Origin of the sequence: Embleya sp. NPDC056575 (assembly GCF_042793325.1) — a bacterium.
Taxonomy (GTDB): Bacteria; Actinomycetota; Actinomycetes; order Streptomycetales; family Streptomycetaceae; genus Embleya.
In genome coordinates this window covers 130,252-151,496 of record NZ_JBHTVA010000009.1, presented here as the reverse complement: position 1 = coordinate 151,496, position 21,245 = coordinate 130,252, and the positions used below count along the sequence as shown (strand labels likewise).

General features: G+C 66.6%; 11 protein-coding genes and 1 tRNA gene. 6 read left to right on the top strand and 6 right to left on the bottom strand.

The genetic code is table 11. The features are described 5' to 3' along the window. Positions 1–45: 45 nt before the first annotated feature. The 3 genes from ACFRCG_RS09495 to ACFRCG_RS09485 form a co-directional block, all read right to left on the bottom strand. Positions 46–5,559 (bottom strand): Eco57I restriction-modification methylase domain-containing protein, encoded by a 5,514-nt coding sequence (locus ACFRCG_RS09495; RefSeq protein ID WP_380030213.1) that lies wholly within the window; start codon positions 5,557–5,559, stop codon positions 46–48. Between the two features lies 1 nt (position 5,560). Further along, positions 5,561–8,539, bottom strand: a complete 2,979-nt coding sequence (locus tag ACFRCG_RS09490) for an SNF2-related protein (protein ID WP_380030211.1) — start codon at positions 8,537–8,539, stop codon at positions 5,561–5,563. An 89-nt stretch (positions 8,540–8,628) separates the two neighbouring features. Next, a complete protein-coding gene (locus ACFRCG_RS09485; protein WP_380030210.1) occupies positions 8,629–9,702 on the bottom strand; it encodes a serine/threonine-protein kinase in 1,074 nt (357 codons plus the stop codon). 504 nt (positions 9,703–10,206) lie between these two features. Between ACFRCG_RS09485 and ACFRCG_RS09480 the strand changes: the two genes are divergently transcribed. From ACFRCG_RS09480 to ACFRCG_RS09460, 5 genes are all read left to right on the top strand, one after another. Further along, positions 10,207–10,440 (top strand): hypothetical protein, encoded by a 234-nt coding sequence (locus ACFRCG_RS09480; RefSeq protein ID WP_380030209.1) that lies wholly within the window; start codon positions 10,207–10,209, stop codon positions 10,438–10,440. A 91-nt stretch (positions 10,441–10,531) separates the two neighbouring features. After that, complete coding sequence (locus ACFRCG_RS09475) at positions 10,532–11,146, top strand: restriction endonuclease subunit S (RefSeq protein ID WP_380030208.1); 615 nt, start codon at positions 10,532–10,534, stop codon at positions 11,144–11,146. After that, positions 11,134–13,230 carry an N-6 DNA methylase gene (locus ACFRCG_RS09470; RefSeq protein WP_380030207.1) on the top strand — a complete coding sequence of 699 codons (2,097 nt, stop codon included), beginning with the start codon at positions 11,134–11,136 and terminating at the stop codon, positions 13,228–13,230. The genes ACFRCG_RS09475 and ACFRCG_RS09470 overlap by 13 nt, the downstream gene beginning before the upstream one ends. A 159-nt stretch (positions 13,231–13,389) precedes the next feature. Continuing rightward, positions 13,390–13,462: transfer RNA gene (locus tag ACFRCG_RS09465), tRNA-Lys, on the top strand. 353 nt (positions 13,463–13,815) lie between these two features. Further along, entirely contained in the window at positions 13,816–15,009 is a 1,194-nt protein-coding gene (locus ACFRCG_RS09460) for a macrolide family glycosyltransferase (protein ID WP_380030205.1), read from the top strand. Between the two features lie 97 nt (positions 15,010–15,106). Here the strand turns inward: ACFRCG_RS09460 and ACFRCG_RS09455 are convergent, their stop codons facing one another. Then, positions 15,107–15,967, bottom strand: coding sequence for an NAD(P)H-binding protein (locus tag ACFRCG_RS09455; RefSeq protein ID WP_380030204.1), 861 nt, complete (start codon positions 15,965–15,967; stop codon positions 15,107–15,109). A gap of 205 nt (positions 15,968–16,172) precedes the next feature. Here ACFRCG_RS09455 and ACFRCG_RS09450 point away from each other — a divergent pair, with 205 nt between their 5' ends. After that, positions 16,173–16,580: a winged helix-turn-helix transcriptional regulator gene (locus ACFRCG_RS09450; protein ID WP_380030203.1), complete on the top strand. Its 408-nt coding sequence runs from the start codon at positions 16,173–16,175 to the stop codon at positions 16,578–16,580. A gap of 111 nt (positions 16,581–16,691) precedes the next feature. Here the strand turns inward: ACFRCG_RS09450 and dnaE are convergent, their stop codons facing one another. Together dnaE and ACFRCG_RS09440 are read right to left on the bottom strand one after the other, a co-directional pair. Then, complete coding sequence (gene dnaE / locus ACFRCG_RS09445; RefSeq protein WP_380030202.1) at positions 16,692–20,240, bottom strand: DNA polymerase III subunit alpha; 3,549 nt, start codon at positions 20,238–20,240, stop codon at positions 16,692–16,694. A gap of 208 nt (positions 20,241–20,448) precedes the next feature. Next, positions 20,449–20,814: a DUF2277 domain-containing protein gene (locus tag ACFRCG_RS09440; RefSeq protein WP_380030201.1), complete on the bottom strand. Its 366-nt coding sequence runs from the start codon at positions 20,812–20,814 to the stop codon at positions 20,449–20,451. Positions 20,815–21,245 lie beyond the last annotated feature (431 nt).

Sequence of the window (21,245 nt, the reverse complement as noted above, 5' to 3'; positions counted from 1 at the left end):
GCCAAGCGCCCCGCCCGGCATCGTCCCGGCGCGGGGCGCGGTCGCTCACACGTCGGGCTGCCACTCACCCTTGTCGATGGCTGCCTGAAGGCGGGCCTCGAAGTAGGCATGGGCGGTACGCATTTCTCGTTCTCGATCAACCTTATAGAATGGCGCCCTGTATCCCATTGGGGGTTTAGGATAATCACCATTCTGATAGGCGACGAACGCTTCATGATCGCCTTTAGTCTGACCATGACCGTAAACGTAGGGATCCTTGGCCAATTGGCGGCCATCTGCATCGAACCACATCTGTGATTCGCGATCAGCAAGGATCGCATATCGAGCCTTGACAATGGCTACGAGTTCGTCAGCATTGAGTCCAAGCCAGACTGCGACAAGCGCGTCGATCTCAACTAGGGCAGCCCGCCGCTCGTACTCGGTTCGGAGCGGAACGGAATATCCCCAGGCACGCTCCAGACGCCCACAGAGTGGCGCCAGATTTTTCCATTCGACAGCCCATTCCTGGTCATTAGGCCAGTTCGAATCGAAAAGCTCGCCCCAGAGGGGAGCATACGCCACAGTGAGACAATTAAGGCGGAGGGTTCGAAGCAATAGAAAATCAGCTAGTGGGTGCGAGTGGTTAGCATATGGCATTTTATGGGTTTCGGCAACTCTGAGATCTGAACGCCCTGCAATGCGCAACAAATAATCAAGTGGCAATGCAGCCCAAAACCCCGCATTGAGAGCAGTGCTGCGATTGTCGGCCAATGCCATGGAGTGTACAGCGTCAACATGAGCCGGGCCCGGCGGAATCAATGCGGCAAACAGGCTCCGCTCTGTGTTGAACGGAATCATGCGGCGCCACGCGAGCCGATAGAAATGGGTGTACGGCCGAGATTCCCACGACCGTAGGCGGAGCAACTGGCGTTGTTCAGCTTCAGGAAGCGTCAACTCCTCCACCGTCAGCACTCGGCTTCGACCCGACCATTCCTCAGCATCGGGTTCCCATGCTTGGTCTAGGCGGGAATAATCCAGCCATCGGTCTTGACCATCCTCGTAATACTCCAGCGAACACGAAAGTGGGCGTACGTAATTCGTACGTGGAATGGCATCGCCCGGCAAGGAGACCGGGTCAAAGTTCGTCCAGTCACGATTTCCTCGGCATGGGATCTTCGGCTGCTTACTGAATGGGTTGGCGATGCCAAAGTGAGGACCCTGAAGAACCAGTTCGGAAAGCAAGGTGGGCTGTGACGGGCTCCAAGCAATGAACGCGTCCTTCTTGCCATATGTTTCGTTATATCCCTGAGTAATCCTTGGGCTGTGGCTCCCGACTCGTTCCCGAACTGCCGCCAGGGCAGAAATGGCGCCTTGTTCCTCGCTTGAAACCGGTTGGAGCAAGGCCGCCTGTCGCGTAGGAACTCCAGGAACACCCGTCAATCTCTGCCATTGCGTAAGCACGACGTCGTCGATTGTGACGACTCGAGCTCGGTGCGGGCGCAGGTCCCAGCACCCGTCCCTCTTCATGCCAGGAATTTCGCCTTGTCCATCGTGTTCGAGAGATGCGGTCAGAGGTTCGACACCGTACAACCGACTCAGGCTGTCAAAATGAACGGCGCTTTGCCTTTCACCGTAGATATGAATTCCAAATTCGGTATTCCTGCTGGCCTCGAAAGCCCAATTGCTTACATTTACAAATCCCGCATGCAAACGCAAGTGCCGATACGCAGCTTCGCGAAGACGTCCCTCTCTAATTCCGGAAAAATGTGTGTTCGGATGGATCAGACCTGAGGTGCCGCCACTACCCGAGTGCCCCCATACCTGACTCATGAAGGCGCGGTAAAGGTCCGGCCGCGTGCCAACCAGCAGAGGATATGAAACCGGCGATCCCAGCATGGCCGAGATACCACTCATGGAAGACAGTTCGCCAAGATAATAGTGGTGTGCTACAGATTTCGCCAACAGCGCGGCTTTATTGTCTCGCGTTTCTGTGGCCGATGGCTGATCCGCTAGCGCGAACCAAGGCTCCAATTCAGCCAAGACCTGGTGCTCGAACCACTCTGGTCGCACCCAGGGTGGGTTGCCTACCTGGATATCAAATCCACCCCGTTCTCCTTTGAATACCTGCGCGAAGTGAAGCTCCCAGTGAAAGAAGCCGTGGCCGTCTTCCGCCTTGATGTCGCGTTCGGTCGATCCTGCGATGTCCTCGACCGTGTTGAGCCAAGGGAAGCGCGTCGGCAGTTTCCACGGCTGGTCCATGCCCAGGGTGCCTTCGAGGCTGCGCTCGAATGCGGTCAGGCGCGGAAGCGCCTTGTCCACGGGGACATCGTCCAGCCCAGCCAGAAACGTGTCGGCCAAGGCGTCCTGTGTGCCGAGAGTCGCCTCCAGGAAGTCCAGCCAGTCGGCGAAGTCATTGAGGGGAATGGTTGAGCGCCACTGATCGGTGATCTGGGCCTTGCGTCCGGAGCTGGCGCCGCGTCCTCGGGTCTTCAGTCCCGCGTCGCCGACGGCCTGGTCTGTGGGTGCCGTCTGTTCGTCAGCCGAATCGGGGAAGAGGGCGTCCGCCTCCCACGATTGCCCACCACGAGGCGGCGACGCAGCCTCGGACGTCGCGGCGGAGAGCAGAGCCGCCAGATCCGCTCCCGTGACCACCTCGCCGCCAACCTTGTACGCATCGGTGGTCCCGACCAGGTCGGCCACCCTGTCCAGCGGCCAGAACCACAGGGCACACCACGCGTCCATCACGGTCTTCAGACGCCAATACGGGGTGCCGGCGACCGTCAGATCCTCCAGGATCTTCTGCCTGTCCACCGCCTCGTCAGGATGCTGCAACCAATCCGCGCCCCACACCTCGATGCGGCGTGAGACCTTCTGCTCGGACAGCTCCAACCGCTTGGCGACCAGACTCCACAGGAATTCGGCGCGACGGGCAACCCCTTGTAGTCGCCACAACTCGGACTTCTCCGCCCGCTTGCGCCACGTCTCGTAACGCTTCTGCCGCTTCTCCTCGGGCTCGCCGCCCTTTTCCTCGAACGGCTTCGGCGCTTTCGGCGCACGCTGAATCCCCTTGCGCCACTTGCCGAGTGCCTTCGCCTGCTCCTCCGCGAGCTTCTTGGCCTCGCTCTCCCCCGCGACCGCTCCCCACCCGCTTGCCGGCAGCAGAAAGTGGTGAACGGCGCCCTCCGGCAACTCTCCCTCCCGAAACGGAAGGTCGGTCGGCGGCAGGGCGTCCTTGCGCAACAACCACCGGCCGTGTGGCAGCTCGCTCGCCGGGTAGACTTTCCTCCCCGCCCCGATCAGCGAGTTGCCGCGTCGCAGGTGCAGCCCGAACCACGGTGCCCGCATGCCCGGGTGCATGGAGTTGAGCCACAGCGACACCTCCGCCAACTCCACAGCCGTGGCGTTCAGGTCCACGCCGTACGCGTTGTGGAGGGCGACGTACGCCTTGACCTTCTGCAACTCGATCTGCCGCTGCTCGGTGTCGACCCGGCGGCCCAACTCCTGCTCACGTCGGCGCAGATACTCGGCCGCGACCTGGTCGATCGCTTCGTTGAGGAACGCACCGGAGCCGAGTGCGGGTTCGCAGATCTTCCATTCGAGGAGTTCGCGGGCCGCCGTGACCGTGCCGTCCTGGTCGAGGCGGTGCTTGAGTGCCAGCTCGACCGTGACCTCGGTGAGGGACTTCGGCGTGTAGTACGAGGCGGAGGTCTGCCGGTCCCGCCCGGCCAACCGATAGACGAAGGAACCCTTGCGGTGTACCTCCCGAACGGGCAGCCCGGTCTCGTGGTGGGGCCGCTCGACGAAGACTTCCTCGGGGTAGTCCTGCACCCGGGACGCGGGGATCATCCAGCTTCCGCCCGAGGCGTCGCCACCCTTGGCGACCTCGTACAGGTCCTCCTCGGCGATGAAACCGCTGTAGGACATCAATCCCTCGTAGACCGCACCGAGTTGGTTGATGCCCAACTGCGCGTACGAGATGAACCCGCCCCGCTCGCGCCCCTTTCCCTTGGTGAGCATCAGCCGGCGCAACACCTTGTGCAGGGTCTCGTTGCGGAGCCGGGTGTCCAGGAATTCGGGCTCGTCTCCGCCCTCTTCATAGCGCGGGTTCTCGACCTGATCCGTAGAGATCAGGCGGACCGCGTCCTTCTTGAACAAGTCGGAGCGCAGCGGTTCGAAGCGCAGCCCGATATCCGCGCTGCGAGCGACGGCACGGCGCGTCCGGTCCGCCTGCCGGACCCGTTCGGTGTACTCGTCCTGCGAGATGCTGCCCGCAGCGAGCGATGCGGCGGCCTGGTTCTCGGCTGCGGTAGCCGCCCGGTCGGCCGCGTCCGCCGCCACGTCCTCCGGCTCACTGCCGTACTCCCGATGACCCTCCTCCACCTTGCGGAAGAGCAGGTCCAGGGACTCGTACAGGTGAAAGCCCGTTCTGGACTTCTCGCCGACCAAGTCGCGCACCACCAGGTCACCGAGGCGCTGGAGGCCATAGCCTCGCGCGTACTCGGGATAGTCGCTGGGCAGGATGCCGAGCGCCGGCTGAGCCTCCGCGTACAGCAGGAACAGGATGCGGTAGAGGTAACGCAGCGACTCGCGGCTGAGCTGCTTGGCGAGGCGCGCCGGATCGTCGATCTGCCCCGGCGTGATCCCGTGGTCTTCACGCAGCCGGGTCAGGACCTCGTTGGCGATCCACTCGACCGAGAGCCGCAGGCCCTCCCGCAACTCGGTGGATACCCCCACTGCGTGCTTGCCCGACTTCTCCACGAAGCCGGCCAGGGGTGCGGTGCCGCCCTCCTCCGGGGTGCGCAGCGAGTCCACCCCGAACAGGGCGGCGATGGTGTCGAGTTCACCGCCGTTGCGGTCGTCGCGGCGGTTGAGCGCGGCATCCAGGTCCGCGGCGAGATAGCGGCCCTCGTGCCAGGCCAGTCGGTCGGCCAGGACGATGACCCCACCGGCCACGAGGAGCACGTAGCGCGGCGGTTCGTCGCACGCGAAGAGGAAGTCGGTGAGCGCCTTCGCGTCGGTGATCCGCCCCGAGGCCTCCAGGATGACCGGGCGCCGCAACCGACCGGCGCCGTCCGGGTCCAGGGCCGCGTCGGGCCGAGCCGTCCAGCCACACGAGATTGCGATCAGCCCCGGCTCGGCGTGCACGGCTTCCACCGAGTACTCGTGGCCGGCGCGGTGAACCGTCACCGTCTGCTCGTGGGCGTCCGCGTAGCCGAGGGCGGACAGCGTGGCCAGGTGCAACTCGGTGAGCCGCTTGCCCCAGTCGGCGGGAACCGGCGCGTCGGGCTCCGCGAGCACTGCGGCGTCCCGCTCGAAGTCGGCCCGGCTCGCGAAGTAGGGGCCGTTCAGGGCACGCAGGCTCTCGCGCGGCGTGCGAGCGCGCGGCGGCACGGATCCGGGTTCAGCCCCCGTGCGCTCGGCCTCGGCGACGGCGGCCGCGTGCTCGCGCCGCGCGTCGTCCTCGGCGGCGGCCCACCGGGCGAGCAGACCGTCCTTGGCCTTGAGGTCCTTGGGCAATACCTCGGCCAGGTAGTGCGCCGAGAGGTAGTCGCCGTGGTTGACCAGCGAGTCGTAGGTCACGTCAGTTCTCCACCGCGTCACGCGCGCCGTCGAAATCGTCGGGGTTGTCGAGGTTGTCGGGGGCAGGCCGGTCGAGTACGGCCAACACCCGCAGGAGGGGTCTGCCGCTGGTCTGCAACTCGTCCAACAATCGGTTCTGCTCGCCCGCGGTTTCCTCGATCCGGTCCCTGTGGCGCTCGGTCGCACCGGGCAGTAGCGAGTCCTGCCGCCAGTGCGCCAGACGTCGGCGATAGTCGGCCAGAGGCGCGCTGATCTCCTCGTCCCACTGCTTCCTGGACTCCTCCAGGTACGTCCGAGCCTCGGCCACGACATCCGGGACCAGGCTCTGGAGATAGGCGAGGTTACGCGGGAGACCACCACCGGCGAGGCGTGGCCCCACTTTCGCGGCGGCCAGCGCCTCCGACATGGAGCTCACGACCAAGGATCCGTCGGCCACACCCACCGCCATCCACTTGATCACGGTGGGACGTCCCAGCGCGTTGGAGTAGATCCCCTGCACCAGGAAGGTGGGATGTTCGACGTAGGGCGACGTGATCACGGGTGCCTCCTGCCGCCCGAACTGCACGAGCACCTTGTCGGTGAGCCACTCCACCATGGGATGGATCTCGGTGAGATAGGAGATCTCGGGCCAGATGGATTTCGTACTCTCGCGGGCCTCGGCGAGCTTCGCGAGAGCGAGGTCTCGATCGAAGGTGACGAGCATACGCTCGGCGACGCCCAGTTCCTTCAGGTAGGACGGGGGCAGAGCTTTGAGGCGGTGCAGCAGATCGGGCGCCATGGCCGGGGACAGCGAGAGATAGGCATGACCCCGGGGGTCCGTCGAGGGCACCAGGCCGATGGCGTCCTCGGCCCGATCGCCGAACACCTCGGCCAACGCGGTGTCCACGAAGGCCGACGTGTCGCCGTCGAACAGTGAGGGGACCTCCGCGCGCCGCGGCAACTCGTGCTCGGTGATGGTGTCCACCTGGCCGAAGAGGTCGGCCAGGTCCCCGTCGGCCGGACCGGATTCGGGATCCAGGAACTTTTCGACGGTTCCCCCCAGCATCAGCTCCCGGATCAACCGCCGCTCCTCCTCGTCGGCACGGTAGTAGCCGGACTCGGCTTCCGCCGTGCCGTTGAGCTTGTGCGCCTCCTCCTCACGGACGAGGAGTTTCTCGGCGACGGTTCGGTCGTCTTTCGCGCCTGGCCGGCCGGAGGTGAGGATGAGCGCGCGGAACTGCGGTTCATGGTGCTGGCCGTAGCGGTCGATGCGGCCGTTGCGCTGCTCGATGCGGATCAGCGACCACGGGATGTCGTAGTGCACGAGGTGATGGCACTGTCGATGCAGGTTGACACCCTCGGACGCGACATCGCCGGTGAACAGCAGGCGTACCGGGTCCTTCGCGAGCCCGAACGCCTCCAGGCACGCGCGCTGTTGCTCGTCGCTCAGGCCACCGTGCATGACCTGTACGGCCTTGACCACGCCGCCCTTGTCCGGCGCGAAGCCGAGCCGGGCGGGCACCACATCGGCGAGCCACTTGAGGGTGGGGACCCGTTCGGAGAACACGACCACGCGGGTGGCGCTGCCCGGCCCGACACCGATTTCCCGCAACTGCTCGATCAGGGTGTCCAGCTTCGCCGAGTCGCCGGGGGCGCCGGCCCTGCCGATCGAGGCGGCGATCGTCTCCAACCGCTCCAACGCCGCCACTTCGGCCGCGATCGCCGCGTCCGGCTGTCCGCCCTGGGCAGTCGACTCGACCGTCTTCGCGGCCAGCGTCTTCTTGCGGCGCCCGACGGTGTCGGCGAGGGCGACATGCGACGACAGGAACGTCTTGAGCACGTTGTACGCGAAGAGCGGGTCGGTGCTCACCGACTTCGCGTCCCGGTCCGCCGTCCCGAATTCGGGAACGGTCGACGGCTCCGGCAGCCAATGCTCGGCGATCTCCGCGAACACACGTTCCTCGGCGTCCGTGGCCGCGCAGTGCAGGGAGACCGTGGGGCCTCGATCCGCCCACGTGCCACTCAACTCGTTACGCACCTCGGGACTGATCTTGGTCCGTCGGATGAAGAGGTGGCCGAGGTCTTTCGCCGGGTCGTAGTGATCCGGGTCGGCGATCGCGGCCGGGTCGAGCAGCGAGATCAGATCGGCGAAGGAGCGCTTGTCGCCGTTGTGCGGGGTGGCGCTGGCCAACAGAAGCGCATCCGTCCGCGGCGCGAGGATCTCGGCCAGGGCCCTGCGCTGGCTGCCCGCGTTGATCAGGTTGTGCGACTCGTCGATGACCACCGCGTCCCACTGGATGCGCTCCAGGTGGTGCCGATATTGGCCGATGTTCTTGAGCGTGTCGACGGAGATGATGACGCGCTTGTAGTGCGTGAACGGGTTGCGTCCGGCCGGGATCTCGCGCTGGATGCGCTGGATGCCCAAGGAGTCCAGACGTACCAGGGGGATCGAGAATCGAGTCCAAAGCTCGTGCTGGAACTGTTCCAGAACGCTCTGTGGAGTGACGACGAGGATGCGCTCGCCACGGCCCCGGCGAATCAGCTCGGCCAGGGTGAGGCCGATCTCCAGCGTTTTGCCCAACCCGACGACGTCCGCGATCAGGATGCGCGGGCGAAGGTTGCCCATGGACAGCGCCAACTCGGCGGGACGCTGTTGATACGCCAGTGGGTCGAGCAGAAAACGGTCGGCGAGGGCGAGGCCACGCTCGGACTGCGGGAGCGGCGTCTTGCGCAGAACCGCTTCGAGGAACAGCCGACTGCGACGAAAGTAGGACGAGGTGTCGGGCACCAGTCGGGTCTTGTCCGGTTCGAGCAGCCGGATCCCGGTGTCGATGCCGGTGAAGAACACCGCTTCCTCGTCACGGACGAACTCCGAAACGCCGATCGCCTCGATCTTGTCGCCGTCGTACTTCGTCGGCGTGGCTGTTCTGACCAGCCACTCCTCGTCACGCACAAGAATCTGAGCACCCGGTGGATAACGGGTCTCCCCCTGCTCTGCCACCCCTGCCGTCCCTCCGTGCGCAAATGCCGAGAAATGTGTGCCCTGACCCCGCCGAAAGTCTGCCACGGAGCGAACGGCCCGCCGGCTGGTCAAAAACGCGCGTCGCGCGCGTATCCGGCGCGAATCCGTTCGGCGATCCGCACCGGCGCGGGAAGACGCACCCGAGTCCCGGCCGAACCTGCCGGCGGTGCCGCGCCCGCTGCCCCGTCGGCCGGTGAGGCATTGTCCGTCACCTCGTCCTCGGGCGGGCCGCCACGCTCCTCGGCCCACGAGACGGCGTCGTCCTCGCGGGCCGCCACGTCCACGAGGATCGGTGCGTACGCGACCGGATCGACGGACGTTGGGCCGGGCAAGGCGGGGGGCTCCACGATGGGGATCCGTCCCGTGAGCCGCCGCTTGGCCTGGGCGGCGGTCAGCCCGAGGTCCGCGATGATGCGCACCAGTTCTTCGGTGACGCGAGCCGTCGTCGGCCGGTCGGCGCGGTCGTACGCGAGCATGGCGGTCACCAGCGAATGCAGCTCGGACGGCAGATCGTCGAGGTCGGGCAACGTAGCCGGGTCCTCGATGCGCAGCGCGGTCGCCTGCCATGTCGGCCCGGTGTAGGGGTAGTGCCCAGTGGCGGCGAAAAGCAGGACGGCTCCGAGCCCGTAGACATCGGCGGCATGATCCAGATCATGTTCGCCGCGGGCCTGCTCCGGCGGCATGCACAGCACGGAGCCGACCACGACACCCGTGGCGGTCAACGTGGTGCGCCGCTCGGCCAGGACGGCCAGACCGAAATCGATCAGCTTGGGCCCGTAGGACGCGAGCACAACGTTTTGCGGCTTGAGGTCCCGGTGCAAGAGCCCGGCCTGGTGCACCGTACGCAGACCCTCGGCGAGCAAGGCGCCGAGGCTGGCGACCTCGGCCGGAGGCAGTGGCCCGTGCTCATCGATATAGGCGCGCAGGTCGGGCCCCGCGACGTACTCGACCGCCAGCCACGGGTGGTCGGCCCGCGCGTCGGCGCCGACGAAGGCCGCCACGAAGGGGCCGTACACCGTCTTGAGGCTCTCCACTTCGAGCACGAAACGCGCCCGCGAATCCTCATCGAGCTCCGACGCCTTGATCACCTTGACCGCGACCTGGTGACCCGCCGCGGACTCGCCGAGGTAGACCTGCCCCATCCCACCAGAGCCGATCCGACACACCAGGGTGTACCCGCCGACGATGGTCGGGTCGTCATCTCTCAGTGGCTCCACCGGCTGCCGGCCTCCCTCATGTGATCGGAGCAAGTCGATCGGTACGCATCATCTGCTCACCGTACGTACCAAGCTGGCGCAGAGGCAGTTTAAGTCGCGCTCACAGGGTCGATGCGGCGCGACGGTAGATGGTGCAACCCACCCGGCGCATGTGCGTCCGTCCACGATGTCCAACCGACTCAGGGCCAACGCGCGCTATCGAAGCTAGCTTCGACGACGTGTGTGCTAGCGTACGCATAGTCGAGAGATGGAGTGCTGCTCCTTCTCTCGACCGTGGTGCTCGGGGGAGAGGGAGCTTTGGCCTCGCCATACGGCGCCATGCTCGAAGGATGTCTTGGATCGCCGCACCGCCCACATGGTTGGTAGCCCTGACGGGGCGGTGCGGCTCAACTCTCTCCGTGCATGAACACAAAGAAAGAAGGACTCTCCGTGAGGATCGCCGACGCCCATGATGCAGGATCGCTCTCGCCGCGCGGCGCGCGAGGCATGCTTGTCGTCATCGTGATCATCGTGATGATGTTGCCGATCGGGTTCGCCACGGTCGGGGCGAGTCCTGACGTGGTCGCCACCGCTGTTGCTCCATCGATCCTGACCGCGGTCATGGCATGGGTGCCGAGCCTCTTGACGCGTCGCGGTTCGCAAGCCGGGCCTACGCAGGTCTGATCCGATGGGTCGGCCGCCTGCACCGGGCGGCCGACCCATCCGGTAGCCGCGACCACATCCGCACATAAGCCCTTCGGCGGGAGAACTGGTAATGGACAACTTTCCGATGGTTCCGCTCGGGGAACTGTGCGAAGTGTCCGCCGGACCGTCCGGCACGCTCTTCAATGACATCGGCGATCACCCGAATGGCGTGCCGATCATCTCGCCGTCCGACATCACCGATCACCAGACGGTCGATGCCCGCAGAGTGAAGCGTGTGTCCGCGGAGGAGGCACAACAAGCCCGGCGACTCTCACTCCGGCAAGGCGATCTGCTGGTCGTGCGGCAAGGCGCCCTCGGACGAGTCGCCCTCATCGGTTATGAGAGCACGGGATGGTTCTACAGCTCGTCGTGCCTCATGCTCCGCCCCAAGGTGGAGAAGATTTTGTCGGAGTACCTCGCGGGATACCTTTCCCATCCTTCCGTGCGCGAGGCGTTGTCCGCCCAGGCGAACCCCGGCACCATGCCCTCACTCAATGCATCCATCCTGAAAACGTTTCCTGTGGCGCTACCTCCGGTGGGCCACCAGCACATCGTGGTCGAAACCCTGGCCGACATCGACGAGCAGATCGCGATCCAACGCAAAATGACCGCGCGGCTGGAGGCACTTCGTCCTGCGGTGTTCACGCGGCTGGTCCCAGGAGGGGTTTCCGCATGGGTGCACTGACGACCGACGAACTCACCCACCACCTTCACGACGCCGCCCGGGTGGCAAGCAAGCGTGCGATCCCGGGTGCGGGCTTCGACGGAATCGGCTGCTTCCTGCTCCTGAAGCGCGCCTCGGACCAACACGAGCTGCGACAGGCACGCCGTGCGGCGGGACGGGAACCGGCAGCCGATACCCACACGGGACACCTCCGGGTGCCCGAGGCTGCCCGCTGGCGAAACATCACTGACGACCGGAACTCCCCTGCCGATGCACTCAATCGAGCGTTGTGGGCCCTCGAAAACGCCAACCCCGGGGCGTTGGACGGAGTATCCGCGTCCGGCGATTTTCGCCAGGTCGCCCATACCCCAGGGCTGCTGACCCTGATGGATCGCTTCACCTCGTTGGATCTCAGCGACGCTTCGCTTCAGTCGCCGGACGTCATCGGACGCGCCTATGACCGATTCCTCAGCGAACGAGCCGATGGTGTGGGGAGAACGGGCGGTGAGTTCCACACTCCGCGCTCGATCGTCGAGTTGATGGTCCGGTTGGTACATCCCGAGGCCGGCCAATCGGTCTACGACCCCTGCGTCGGCTCCGGTGGCATGCTTGTCGCTGCCGCACAATACGTCTGGGATGGCTCGACCCGTAGGGTCGCGGCCCCCGAACTGTTCGGGCAGGACGTTGATGCGGCCTCCTGTGCGACCACCGAAACGAACCTCGCGCTTCACGGCGTCTTCGACGCGTCGATCCGCTGCGGTGACACCCTGGACGATCCGCTGCATACACGCAGTTCGATGGAACTACGTCAATTCGATCGGGTGCTGACAAATCCGCCGATCTCGACGAGTTATAGCGCATCTGGGATGAAGTACTCGGAGCGGATGGTTTACGGATTTGCGCCCGAAGTCAAGCGCGCCGACTTGATGTTCGTCCAACATGTGCTGGCCACCTTGGCCCCGAACGGCATCGGCGCGACGACCACGCCGCACGGCGTACTTTTCCATGGCGGAGCCGAGGGGGACATTCGCCGCCGCATGATCGAGGCGGGGCGCATCGATGCCGTGATCGGTATCGGGGCCAATGTCTTCTACGGCACCTCGATCCCCGCCTGCGTCCTTGTTCTCCGCGGCACCGAGGATGCCCACCGTCAGCGCGACAGTGGCATTCTCTTCATCAACGCGGAACGCGAAGTACAGACCGGGCGCTCCAGGAACCACTTGGCGGCCAGGCACATCGAGCGAATCGTCACCGCATACCGGGAACGGGCCTGCATCCCAGGCCTTGCCCGCGTGGTGTCACCGACCGAGATCGCGGCCAACGACTACAACCTCAACATCCGCAGGTACATCGGCGCCGAAGCCCGGAACGAGCCCCTTCCGGACGTCCACGGGGCATTTTTCGGGCACGTTCCTCGGAGCGAAGTCGCCGCTCGACAGGCAGCATTCGATGCCTTCCACATCTCTCCGGAGATGCTCCTCAGCACTCGCGGTACGAAGTACTACGACTTCTTGGACGAAGGTTACGAACGAACCGCCGCGCGAATCCCACATCTCACTGCGCCACGTGAGCAACACCTCCTGGACGTGGCTCGCGGCTGGTGGGAGACGTACTCGTCGACGTTGGAGGAGGCGGTTCAAAGCTTGAGTCCCGTCGAACTGCGGAGCGGGATACTGACGGCGTTCCGTGAACAGCTGGTCGGTATCGGCGTTCTGGAGCCGCACGAGGTCGCCGGAGCACTCGCGGACTGGTGGTCGGCGCACGAGGACGACCTACGCACGTTGAAGTACGGTGGCGCCTCAGCCGTCCTCGACGCCTGGGCGCGACGACAGGCCACTCGCAGGCCCAGGGCAAAACAGAAAGCCCCGACAACCATGTCGACAGATTTCGACACGGTGCGACACGCCCTGGGTACGAGCCTCCTGACCCTCTTGGAAACGCAGACGGCAGCACGTCGCCAAGCCCTCGTGAGCACTTTTCTTTCCTGGGGCGACCGATACGCCACGTCCCTAGTAGACATGGCCAGTAGACAAGAGACCGGTGCCGCCCGCCTTGCAGACAGACTGCGCCGGCTCGGCATGACTGACGACGAACCATGGCTTTGAGCCGACATCGGGACCGCCCGGTTCGCATTGCGGCGCGACGAGTGAAGCCGCGACGTTCCCACAGGTCGCAGCTTGTCCGGGGATGCTCGCAGTATGTTCGATGCGATACCTGCGACCACGTCGGTGGGCAAAAAGCGGATCACCGCCGGACGCCCGACGGGGCCGTTAGCTCAATTGGCAGAGCAGCGGACTTTTAATCCGCGGGTTCAGGGTTCGATCCCCTGACGGCCCACCCCGCTGTGCCGTTCCCGGCCGCTCCGGACGGTCGATGGCTCCGCTCCGCGGAGAGCCGTCGGGCCGCGAGCACACCCCGAGCACACCGCCGGTCATCCTGTGATCCGCCGCCACCGACGTGGGCCGGTCGAGGGATTGATTGCCGCTCCGGGCCTCGGAAAATTGGTTGGTCGGGGGTGGGGGGATGGGTACGGTGGGTGGCATGCACCTCTTTCAGATCTACGGCTGACACGGCAGGGGCTTTGCCCCTGACTTGGCCCCGCCGAGCGGGCGTGCGCGGTTGGTTTGCGCCGCCGTTCGGGCTGTCGGGCTGCCGTGTTGTTTCGCCGTGGAATCGAAGAGAGAGTGCTCATGCCTCGTCGTTTTGGTCATGCCGTGCGCGCCGCTCATATTGCGATGGTTGGCATACCCGCCGTCAGCCACGTGTTGCCGAGTCTTGAGGTTTTGCGGGAGTTGGTGGATCGGGGGCATCGGGTGACCTATGCCAACGATCCGGTCGTCGGCGATTTGATCGCGCCGACCGGGGTGGAGTTCGTGGCGTACCGGTCCACCCTGCCTGTCGCGGACAATGGGTGGCCCGATGATGCGATCGGGGCCATGGGGGTTTTCCTGGATGATGCGATCCAGGCGTTGCCGCAGTTGCATGCGGCGTACGACGGTGACCCCGCCGATCTGTACCTGTACGACATCGGTGCGTATGCGGCGCGGGCGCTTGCCGAGGTTCAGGGGCGGCCGATCGTGCAGTTGTCGCCGACGTATGTGGCCTGGAAGGGCTACGAGGACGAGGTGTTGCCCGGGATGAAGGCGTTGCCGGGGGCGGGTGCCTACTGGGCGCGATTCGCCGGCTGGCTCGCCGACTGTGGGGCGACCACCACCGATGTGGATCGCTTCGGCGGCCGGCCGCGACGGGTCGTGGCCACCGTGTCGCGGGCCATGCAACCGTTCGCCGACCGGGTCGACACCGACGTGGTCGACTTCGTCGGGCCGTGCCTGGGTCGCCGTGCGGATCAGGGGGATTGGCGGCGTCCCGCCGACGCGGAGCGGGTGTTGCTGATTTCGCTGGGTTCGGCCTTCACCCGGCAGCCGGAGTTCTATCGGAGCTGCCTCGCCGCGTTCGGCGATCTGCCGGGGTGGCACGTGGTGTTGCAGATCGGTCGGTACGTCGATCCCGCCGATCTCGGCGAGTTGCCGGGCAACGTCGAACTGCACTCGTGGGTGCCGCAGTTGGCCATCCTCGAACAGGCCGACGCATTCGTTACGCACGCCGGGATGGGCGGGTGCGGCGAGGGGTTGACGACCGGGGTGCCGATGATCGCCGTGCCGCAGGCCGCCGATCAGTTCGCGAACGCGGATCGCCTCGTCGAACTCGGCGTGGCCCGTCGACTGGACACCGCGGACGCCACACCCGAGGCCCTGCGCGGCGCCCTCCTCGCGCTGACCGCCGACCCGGCGGTGGCCGCCCGCTCCGCCGAATTGCGGGAGCGGGCCCGGGCCGAGGGCGGCACCGCGCGCGCCGCCGACCTGATCGAGGCCGAGCTGGGCTGATCCGGGACACCGGCCGCACAACGAGGCGCCCCGGACCCGGCTCGATGCCGGATCCGGGGCGCCTCGTCGGGCGAGGGCGGCCGGAACGGGTCGCCGCTCAGCCCTTCAGCGCGGCCGCGACCGTGTCCGCGAGCGGGGTGGTCGGGCGGCCGAGGAGGCCGGACAGGTCGCCGGTGACGCCCGCGAGCGCGCCCTCGGAGACCCGCAGGTCGGCGTCGACAAGGAGTTCGACCAGGAACGCCGGGAGGCCGACACCGGTGAGGATCTCGCCGTACTTCTCCGCCGGCAGGTTCGCGTACGCGACCTCCTTGCCGGTCTGCCGCGCCGCTTCGGCGGCCAGCTCGGCCAGGCTCCAGTTGGTGTCGCCGGTCAGCTCGTACACCTTCCCGGCCTGGTCGTCGGCGAGCAGCACGATCGCGGCGGCCTCGGCGAAGTCGACGCGCGCGGCGGAGGCTATCCGGCCCTCGCCGGCCGAACCCGCGACCGCGCCGCGCTCGACGGCGCCGGCGAGCGAGCCGGTGTAGTTCTCGGTGTACCAGCCGTTGCGCAGCAGCACGCTGGGCAGGCCGGAGGCGGCGATCCGCGCCTCGGTGTCGCGGTGTACCCGGGACAGGCCGAGGGGGCTGTCGCTCGCGGAGTAGATCGACGTGTAGAGCAGCAGGCCGACCCGGGCCTCGGTGGCGGCGGCGACCACGGCGGCGTGGTGCGCGATCCGGTCCTCCTCGGGGCCGGTGGAGGACACGAACAGCAGCTTGTCCGCGCCGGTGAAGGCGGGTACCAGCGTCTCGGGCCTGGTGTAGTCGGCCTCGCGCACCTCGACCCCCCGGGCGGCGATGTCGGCGGCCTTGGCCGGTGTGCGCACCGCCGCGACGATCTCCGAGGCGGGTGTGCCCCGGTCGAGCAGGGCGTCGATGACGAGGCGGCCGAACTGTCCGGTGGCTGCGGTGACGACGATCACGAGGCGTTCCTCTCTCCCGCGTACCGAACCCGTCGCTCGGCCGCTGTCCAAACGATGGCACTAACTTTTAGAAAGCGCAACCCATGAGAGGGTGCAGCTATCTGGTGAGTGCTTGCATGCGGAGAGTGTGTCACTTTCGAAAGCACTGATACGGAGGTAGCCTCGACAGACGCAGACGCAGTCGCAGTCGACGAAGGGGGTAGCGATGGAAGCCGAGACCGCGACCAGGACCGGTCCGGACCCGACCCCGGAGTTCGAGTTCGACGTCTTCGCGAAGGAGTGCGGCTCGCGCACGGCCATGGAGCACATCACCGGCCGCTGGGGCGTGCTGGTCCTGGGCGGGCTGTACGACGGCCCGATGCGCTTCAACGCGCTGCGCCGCCGGGTGGACGGGGTCAGCGAGAAGATGCTCGCGCAGACGTTGCAGGCGCTGGAGCGGGACGGTTTTGTGCTCCGCGAGGTGCACAGCACGATCCCGCCCCGGGTCGAGTACACGCTGACCGACATGGGCAGTGCGACGGCGGCCAAGCTGCTCGACCTGATCGAGCACCTGGAGGGTCACATGGCCCGGGTCTTGCTCGCCCGCGAGGAGTACGACCGGACCCACGGCTGAGCCGTTCGGTCCGCGCCGGGCGGGTACCGGCGTCCGCTACGACAGAGGGGTCGGGACCACGGGAGGGCATCCCGTCGTCCCGACCCCTCTGTCGGTCCGGCCCGGCCGGACTCAGATGCTCCAGACGCCCGCGCCGAGCATCGACTTGATCTCGCCCGCCAGGCCCCCTTCGGGGTTGACCCGGAAGTCCAGGTTGTAGCGGGTGCGCATGCGCGCGCTCTCCAGGATCAGGTGCACCGGGTTGTCGCCGGGGTGCGAGGACAACACCCGCTTGATGTCCTTCACCAGCTTCTCGTTGACCTTGGTGGTGGGCAGCCGCAGGCACACCGGCGCCTTGCCGCCGTGTTCGGCCGAACCGATGTCGAGCGGGACCAGCTCCGAGCCGAACACGCTGAGCGCGCCGTCGCGTTCGTTGAGCCGACCCTTGATGCTGACCGCGACGTCCTCCTCGAGGGCGTGTGCGACGAGGGTGTACGACTGCGGGAAGAACAGCACCTCGATCTCGCCGTCGTGGTCGGCGAGGTTGATCATCGCCCAGGGCGAGCCGCTCTTGTTCACCTTGCGCTGGATGCCGGTGATCAGCCCGGCGAGCTGCACGTTGCCCTCGGTCCGGCCGGAGTTCTTCAGCTCGGTGATCGAGGTGTCGCGGTGTCGGGACAGGATGTGCTCGGCGCCGTCGAGCGGGTGGGCGGAGACGTACAGACCGAGCATCTCGCGCTCGGTGGCCAGCTTGAGCTTGCGCGGCCACTCCTGGTCGGTGAGCGTGAAGTCGAGCCCGACGGCCGGTTCGTCGGCCGCCTCGTCGCCGCCGCCGAACAGGTCGTACTGGCCCGCGGCCTCCTGCTTCTTCAGCCCGACCACCGCGTCGAGCGCCTGCTCGTGCACGTCGACCAGGGCCCGGCGGGTGTGCCCGAGCGCGTCGAACGCCCCGGCCTTGACCAGGGATTCGACCGCGCGCTTGTTGCAGGCGGGCAGGCCGATCTTGGTCAGGAAGTCGGCGAAGGAGTTGTACTTGCCCTTGCTCGTGCGGGCGTCGACGATGTCGTTGATGACGTTGTCGCCCACGTTGCGGATGGCCCGCAGGCCGAACCGTACGTCGGACCCGACGGCGGTGAAGTCGGCCACCGACTCGTTGACGTCGGGGGAGAGCACCCGGATGCCGGCCGAGCGGGCATCGGCCAGGTACATCCCCATCTTGTCCTTGTCGTCGCCCACCGAGGTGAGCAGCGCGGCCATGAACTCGGCGGGGAAGTTCGCCTTGAGGTAGGCCGTTTGGTAGGACACCAGGCCGTAGGCGGCGGAGTGCGACTTGTTGAACGCGTAGCCGGCGAACGGGACCAGCACGTCCCACACGGCCTGGATCGCCTCGTCGCCGTAACCGCGTTCGCGGCAACCCGCCTGGAACGGGATGAACTCCTTCTCCAGGACTTCCTTCTTCTTCTTGCCCATCGCGCGGCGGAGCAGGTCTGCCTGGCCGAGGCTGTAGCCGGCCAGCACCTGCGCGGCGCGCTGTACCTGCTCCTGATACACGATCAGACCGTAGGTGGGGCCCAGGACTTCGTTGAGCGGCTTCTCCAACTCCGGGTGGATCGGCGTGATTTCCTGCTGGCCGTTCTTGCGGAGCGCGTAGTTGATGTGCGAGTTCATGCCCATCGGGCCGGGGCGGTACAGCGCGGAGACCGCGGAGATGTCCTCGAACTCGGTCGGCTTCATCAGTTTGAGCAGTGCCCGCATGGGACCGCCATCGAGCTGGAACACGCCCAACGTGTCGCCGCGGGAGAGCAGTTCGAAGGTGACCGGGTCGTCGAGCGGGATCTTCTCGATGTCGACGTCGATGCCCCGGTTGGCCTTGATGATCTTGATGGCGTGGTCGATGATGCCCAGGTTCCGCAGACCCAGGAAGTCCATCTTGACCAGGCCCATCGATTCGCACGACGGGTAGTCGAAGCCGGTGATGATCACGCCGTCCTTGTCCCGCCGGTGCAGCGGGATCAGGTCGATCAGCGGCGTGGAGGAGAGGATGACGGCCGCGGCGTGCACACCGGTGCCCCGGGTCAGGCCCTCGATGCCGCGCGCGGTGTCGATCACCATCTTCACTTCGGGGTCGGACTCGTACAGCGCGCGGATCTCGCCGGCCTCGGTGTAGCGCGGGTGGTCCTTGTCGAACATGCCGGCCAGGGGCATCGACTTGCCCATGATGTCCGGCGGGTACGCCTTGGTGATGCGGTCGCCGGTGGCGAACGGGAAGCCCAGGATGCGGCTGGAGTCCTTGATCGCGGCCTTGGCCTTGATCGTGCCGAAGGTGTTGACCTGCGCGGTGTACGCGGACCCGTACTTCTCGGTGACGTAGCGCACCATCTGGTCGCGCTGGCGGTCGTCGAAGTCGATGTCGACGTCCGGCGGATTGATCCGCTCGGGGTTGAGGAAGCGCTCGAACAGCAGGTCGTAGTCGAGCGGGTTCAGGCCGGTGATACCGGTCAGGTAGGCCACCATCGAACCGGCCGCGGAGCCTCGGCCGGGGCCGACCGGGATGCCGTTGTCGCGGGCGTACTGGCAGATGTCGGCGACCACGAGGAAGTAGGAGTCGAATCCCATGGGCGTGATCACGCCCATCTCCAACTCGATCCGGTCCAGCACCTCCTGGCTCGGGTTGTCGCCGAACCGGTGCCTCAGGCCCGTGGCGATCTTCTTGCGCAGGTAGCTCGCCTGGGTCTCGCCCTCCGGGACGTCGAACTGCGGCATCCGGTTGACCTCGGCGAAGACCTCGTCGTAGGGCTGGATGCGCTCGGCGATCGCGAGGGTGTTGTCGCACGACTCGGGCATCTCGGCGAACAGCCGGCGCATCTCGTCGGAGGTCTTGATGTAGTAGCCGGTGCCGGCGAACTTGAACCGGTTGGGGTCGGCCTTGTTCTTGCCCACGCCCACGCACAGGAGCGAGTCGTGCGCGTCGGCCTGGTCCTCGGTGACGTAGTGCGAGTCGTTGGTGGCCAGGAGCGGGATGTTCAGCTCCTTGGCGATCCGCAGCAGGTCCTGACGGACGGTGCGCTCGATGTCGAGGCCGTGGTCCATCAGTTCGAGGAAGTAGTTCTCCTTGCCGAAGATGTCCTGGTAGGTCGAGGCCGCCTTGATCGCCTCGTCGTATTGACCCAGGCGCAGGCGGGTCTGCACCTCGCCGGACGGGCAGCCGGTGGTGGCGATGATGCCCTCGTGGTGCTCGGCGATCAGCTCGCGGTCCATGCGGGGCTTCATGTAGTAGCCCTCGATGGACGCCAGGCTGGAGAGCCGGAACAGGTTGCGCAGGCCCTGGGGGTTCTCCGCCCACATCGTCATGTGGGTATAGCGGCCGCCGCCGGAGACGTCCTTGCCGCCCTCGCCGTCCTCGCTCGGCGCGCGTTTGCCGCCGGGGGCCCAGAACTCGGGGCGGCGGGCGTGGCGGGTGCTGGGGGCGACGTACGCCTCGATGCCGATGATCGGTTTGACGCCGTGTTTTTTGGACGTGCCCTGGAACTCGTAGGCGCCGAACATGTTGCCGTGGTCGCTCATGGCCACCGCCGGCATGCCCTGGCGGGCCACCTCGGCGAACAGCTTGTCGTTCTTCGCCGCTCCGTCCAGCATCGAGTATTCGGTGTGGACATGCAGGTGAACGAACGAGTCAGACACGGTGTGTGAGGCTCCTCGGAGGGGCGGCGGGGGCCATCCACCATAACGCGGCCGGGGGCGGCAAACGGGTGTCCGAGGCCGATGTCCGCGGTGCCTCGGCGAAGGCTTTTCCGAGTCGTTTCCTGGCCGTATCCGGGTGGGCCCGGAGTGGGCTGCGGCGGGGTTTGTGGGGCGGTTGGGGTGGGTTTGGCGTGGGGTTTGGGGTGGGTTAGGCCGTTTTGGTGCGGGCGTGGTCGTGGGGGTGGCGGTGGTCGTGGGCGGGGGCGTGGTCGTGGAGGTGGTCGTGGGTGTGGTCGGGCGCCTCGGTGGTGGTTTCGGCGGCTTGGGCGGCGGCTGCGCGGCGGCGCAGTGGGGGCAGGGTGGGCGGGGGTTGGCGGCGTTCGGGGAGTTCGGCGAGCAGGGCCTTGGTGGCTTCGGTGATGGCGGCGACGGCGCGCTCCACGGCCTCCTCTGTGCGGGGTGACGTGGTCTGGACGCCGCTCACTTTGCGGACGTATTGACGGGCGGCGGCTTCGATCTCGACGTCGGTGGCGACGGGGTCGAGTCCGCGGAGCGTCGTGATGTTTCGACACATGCCTTTCAGGCTAGGCGGGGTGGCCGACATGTGGCCTGGGCCGGCGGGGGAGGCGTGTGTCGTCCCTGGCCGGCCTGGGGCCGCCTTGTCCTCAAGCGCCGGACGGGCTGGGTTTGGTCGGGTCGACGGTGTCGGTTGCGGGTGCCCGATGCTCCCGCGCCAGCCTGCGGCCCGCCTTGTCCTCATGCGCCGGACGGGCTGGGTTGGTCGCGTTGACGGTGTTCGCTCCGGGTGCCCGATGTGCCTGTGCCGGCCTGCGGCCCGCTTGTCCTCAAACGCCGGACGGGCTGGGTTGGTCGGGTCGACGGTGTTCGCTCCGGGCGCCCGTTGCGCCCGTGCCGGCCTGCGGCCCGCTTGTCCTCAAACGCCGGACGGGCTGAATTGGGCTTGCTCAGGGCGTGACTTGGGCTGTCGGGTGTCGTTCTCCCGCA

Excerpts from the sequence above, each read along its gene's own strand:
- ACFRCG_RS09450 (WP_380030203.1), top strand. The coding sequence starts at position 16,173 with ATGGAAGCCGAGACCGCGACCAGGACCGGTCCGGACCCGACCCCGGAG.
- ACFRCG_RS09470 (WP_380030207.1), top strand. The coding sequence starts at position 11,134 with ATGGGTGCACTGACGACCGACGAACTCACCCACCACCTTCACGACGCC.
- ACFRCG_RS09475 (WP_380030208.1), top strand. The coding sequence starts at position 10,532 with ATGGACAACTTTCCGATGGTTCCGCTCGGGGAACTGTGCGAAGTGTCC.
- ACFRCG_RS09485 (WP_380030210.1), bottom strand. The coding sequence starts at position 9,702 with ATGGGGCAGGTCTACCTCGGCGAGTCCGCGGCGGGTCACCAGGTCGCG.
- ACFRCG_RS09440 (WP_380030201.1), bottom strand. The coding sequence starts at position 20,814 with ATGTGTCGAAACATCACGACGCTCCGCGGACTCGACCCCGTCGCCACC.
- ACFRCG_RS09460 (WP_380030205.1), top strand. The coding sequence starts at position 13,816 with ATGCCTCGTCGTTTTGGTCATGCCGTGCGCGCCGCTCATATTGCGATG.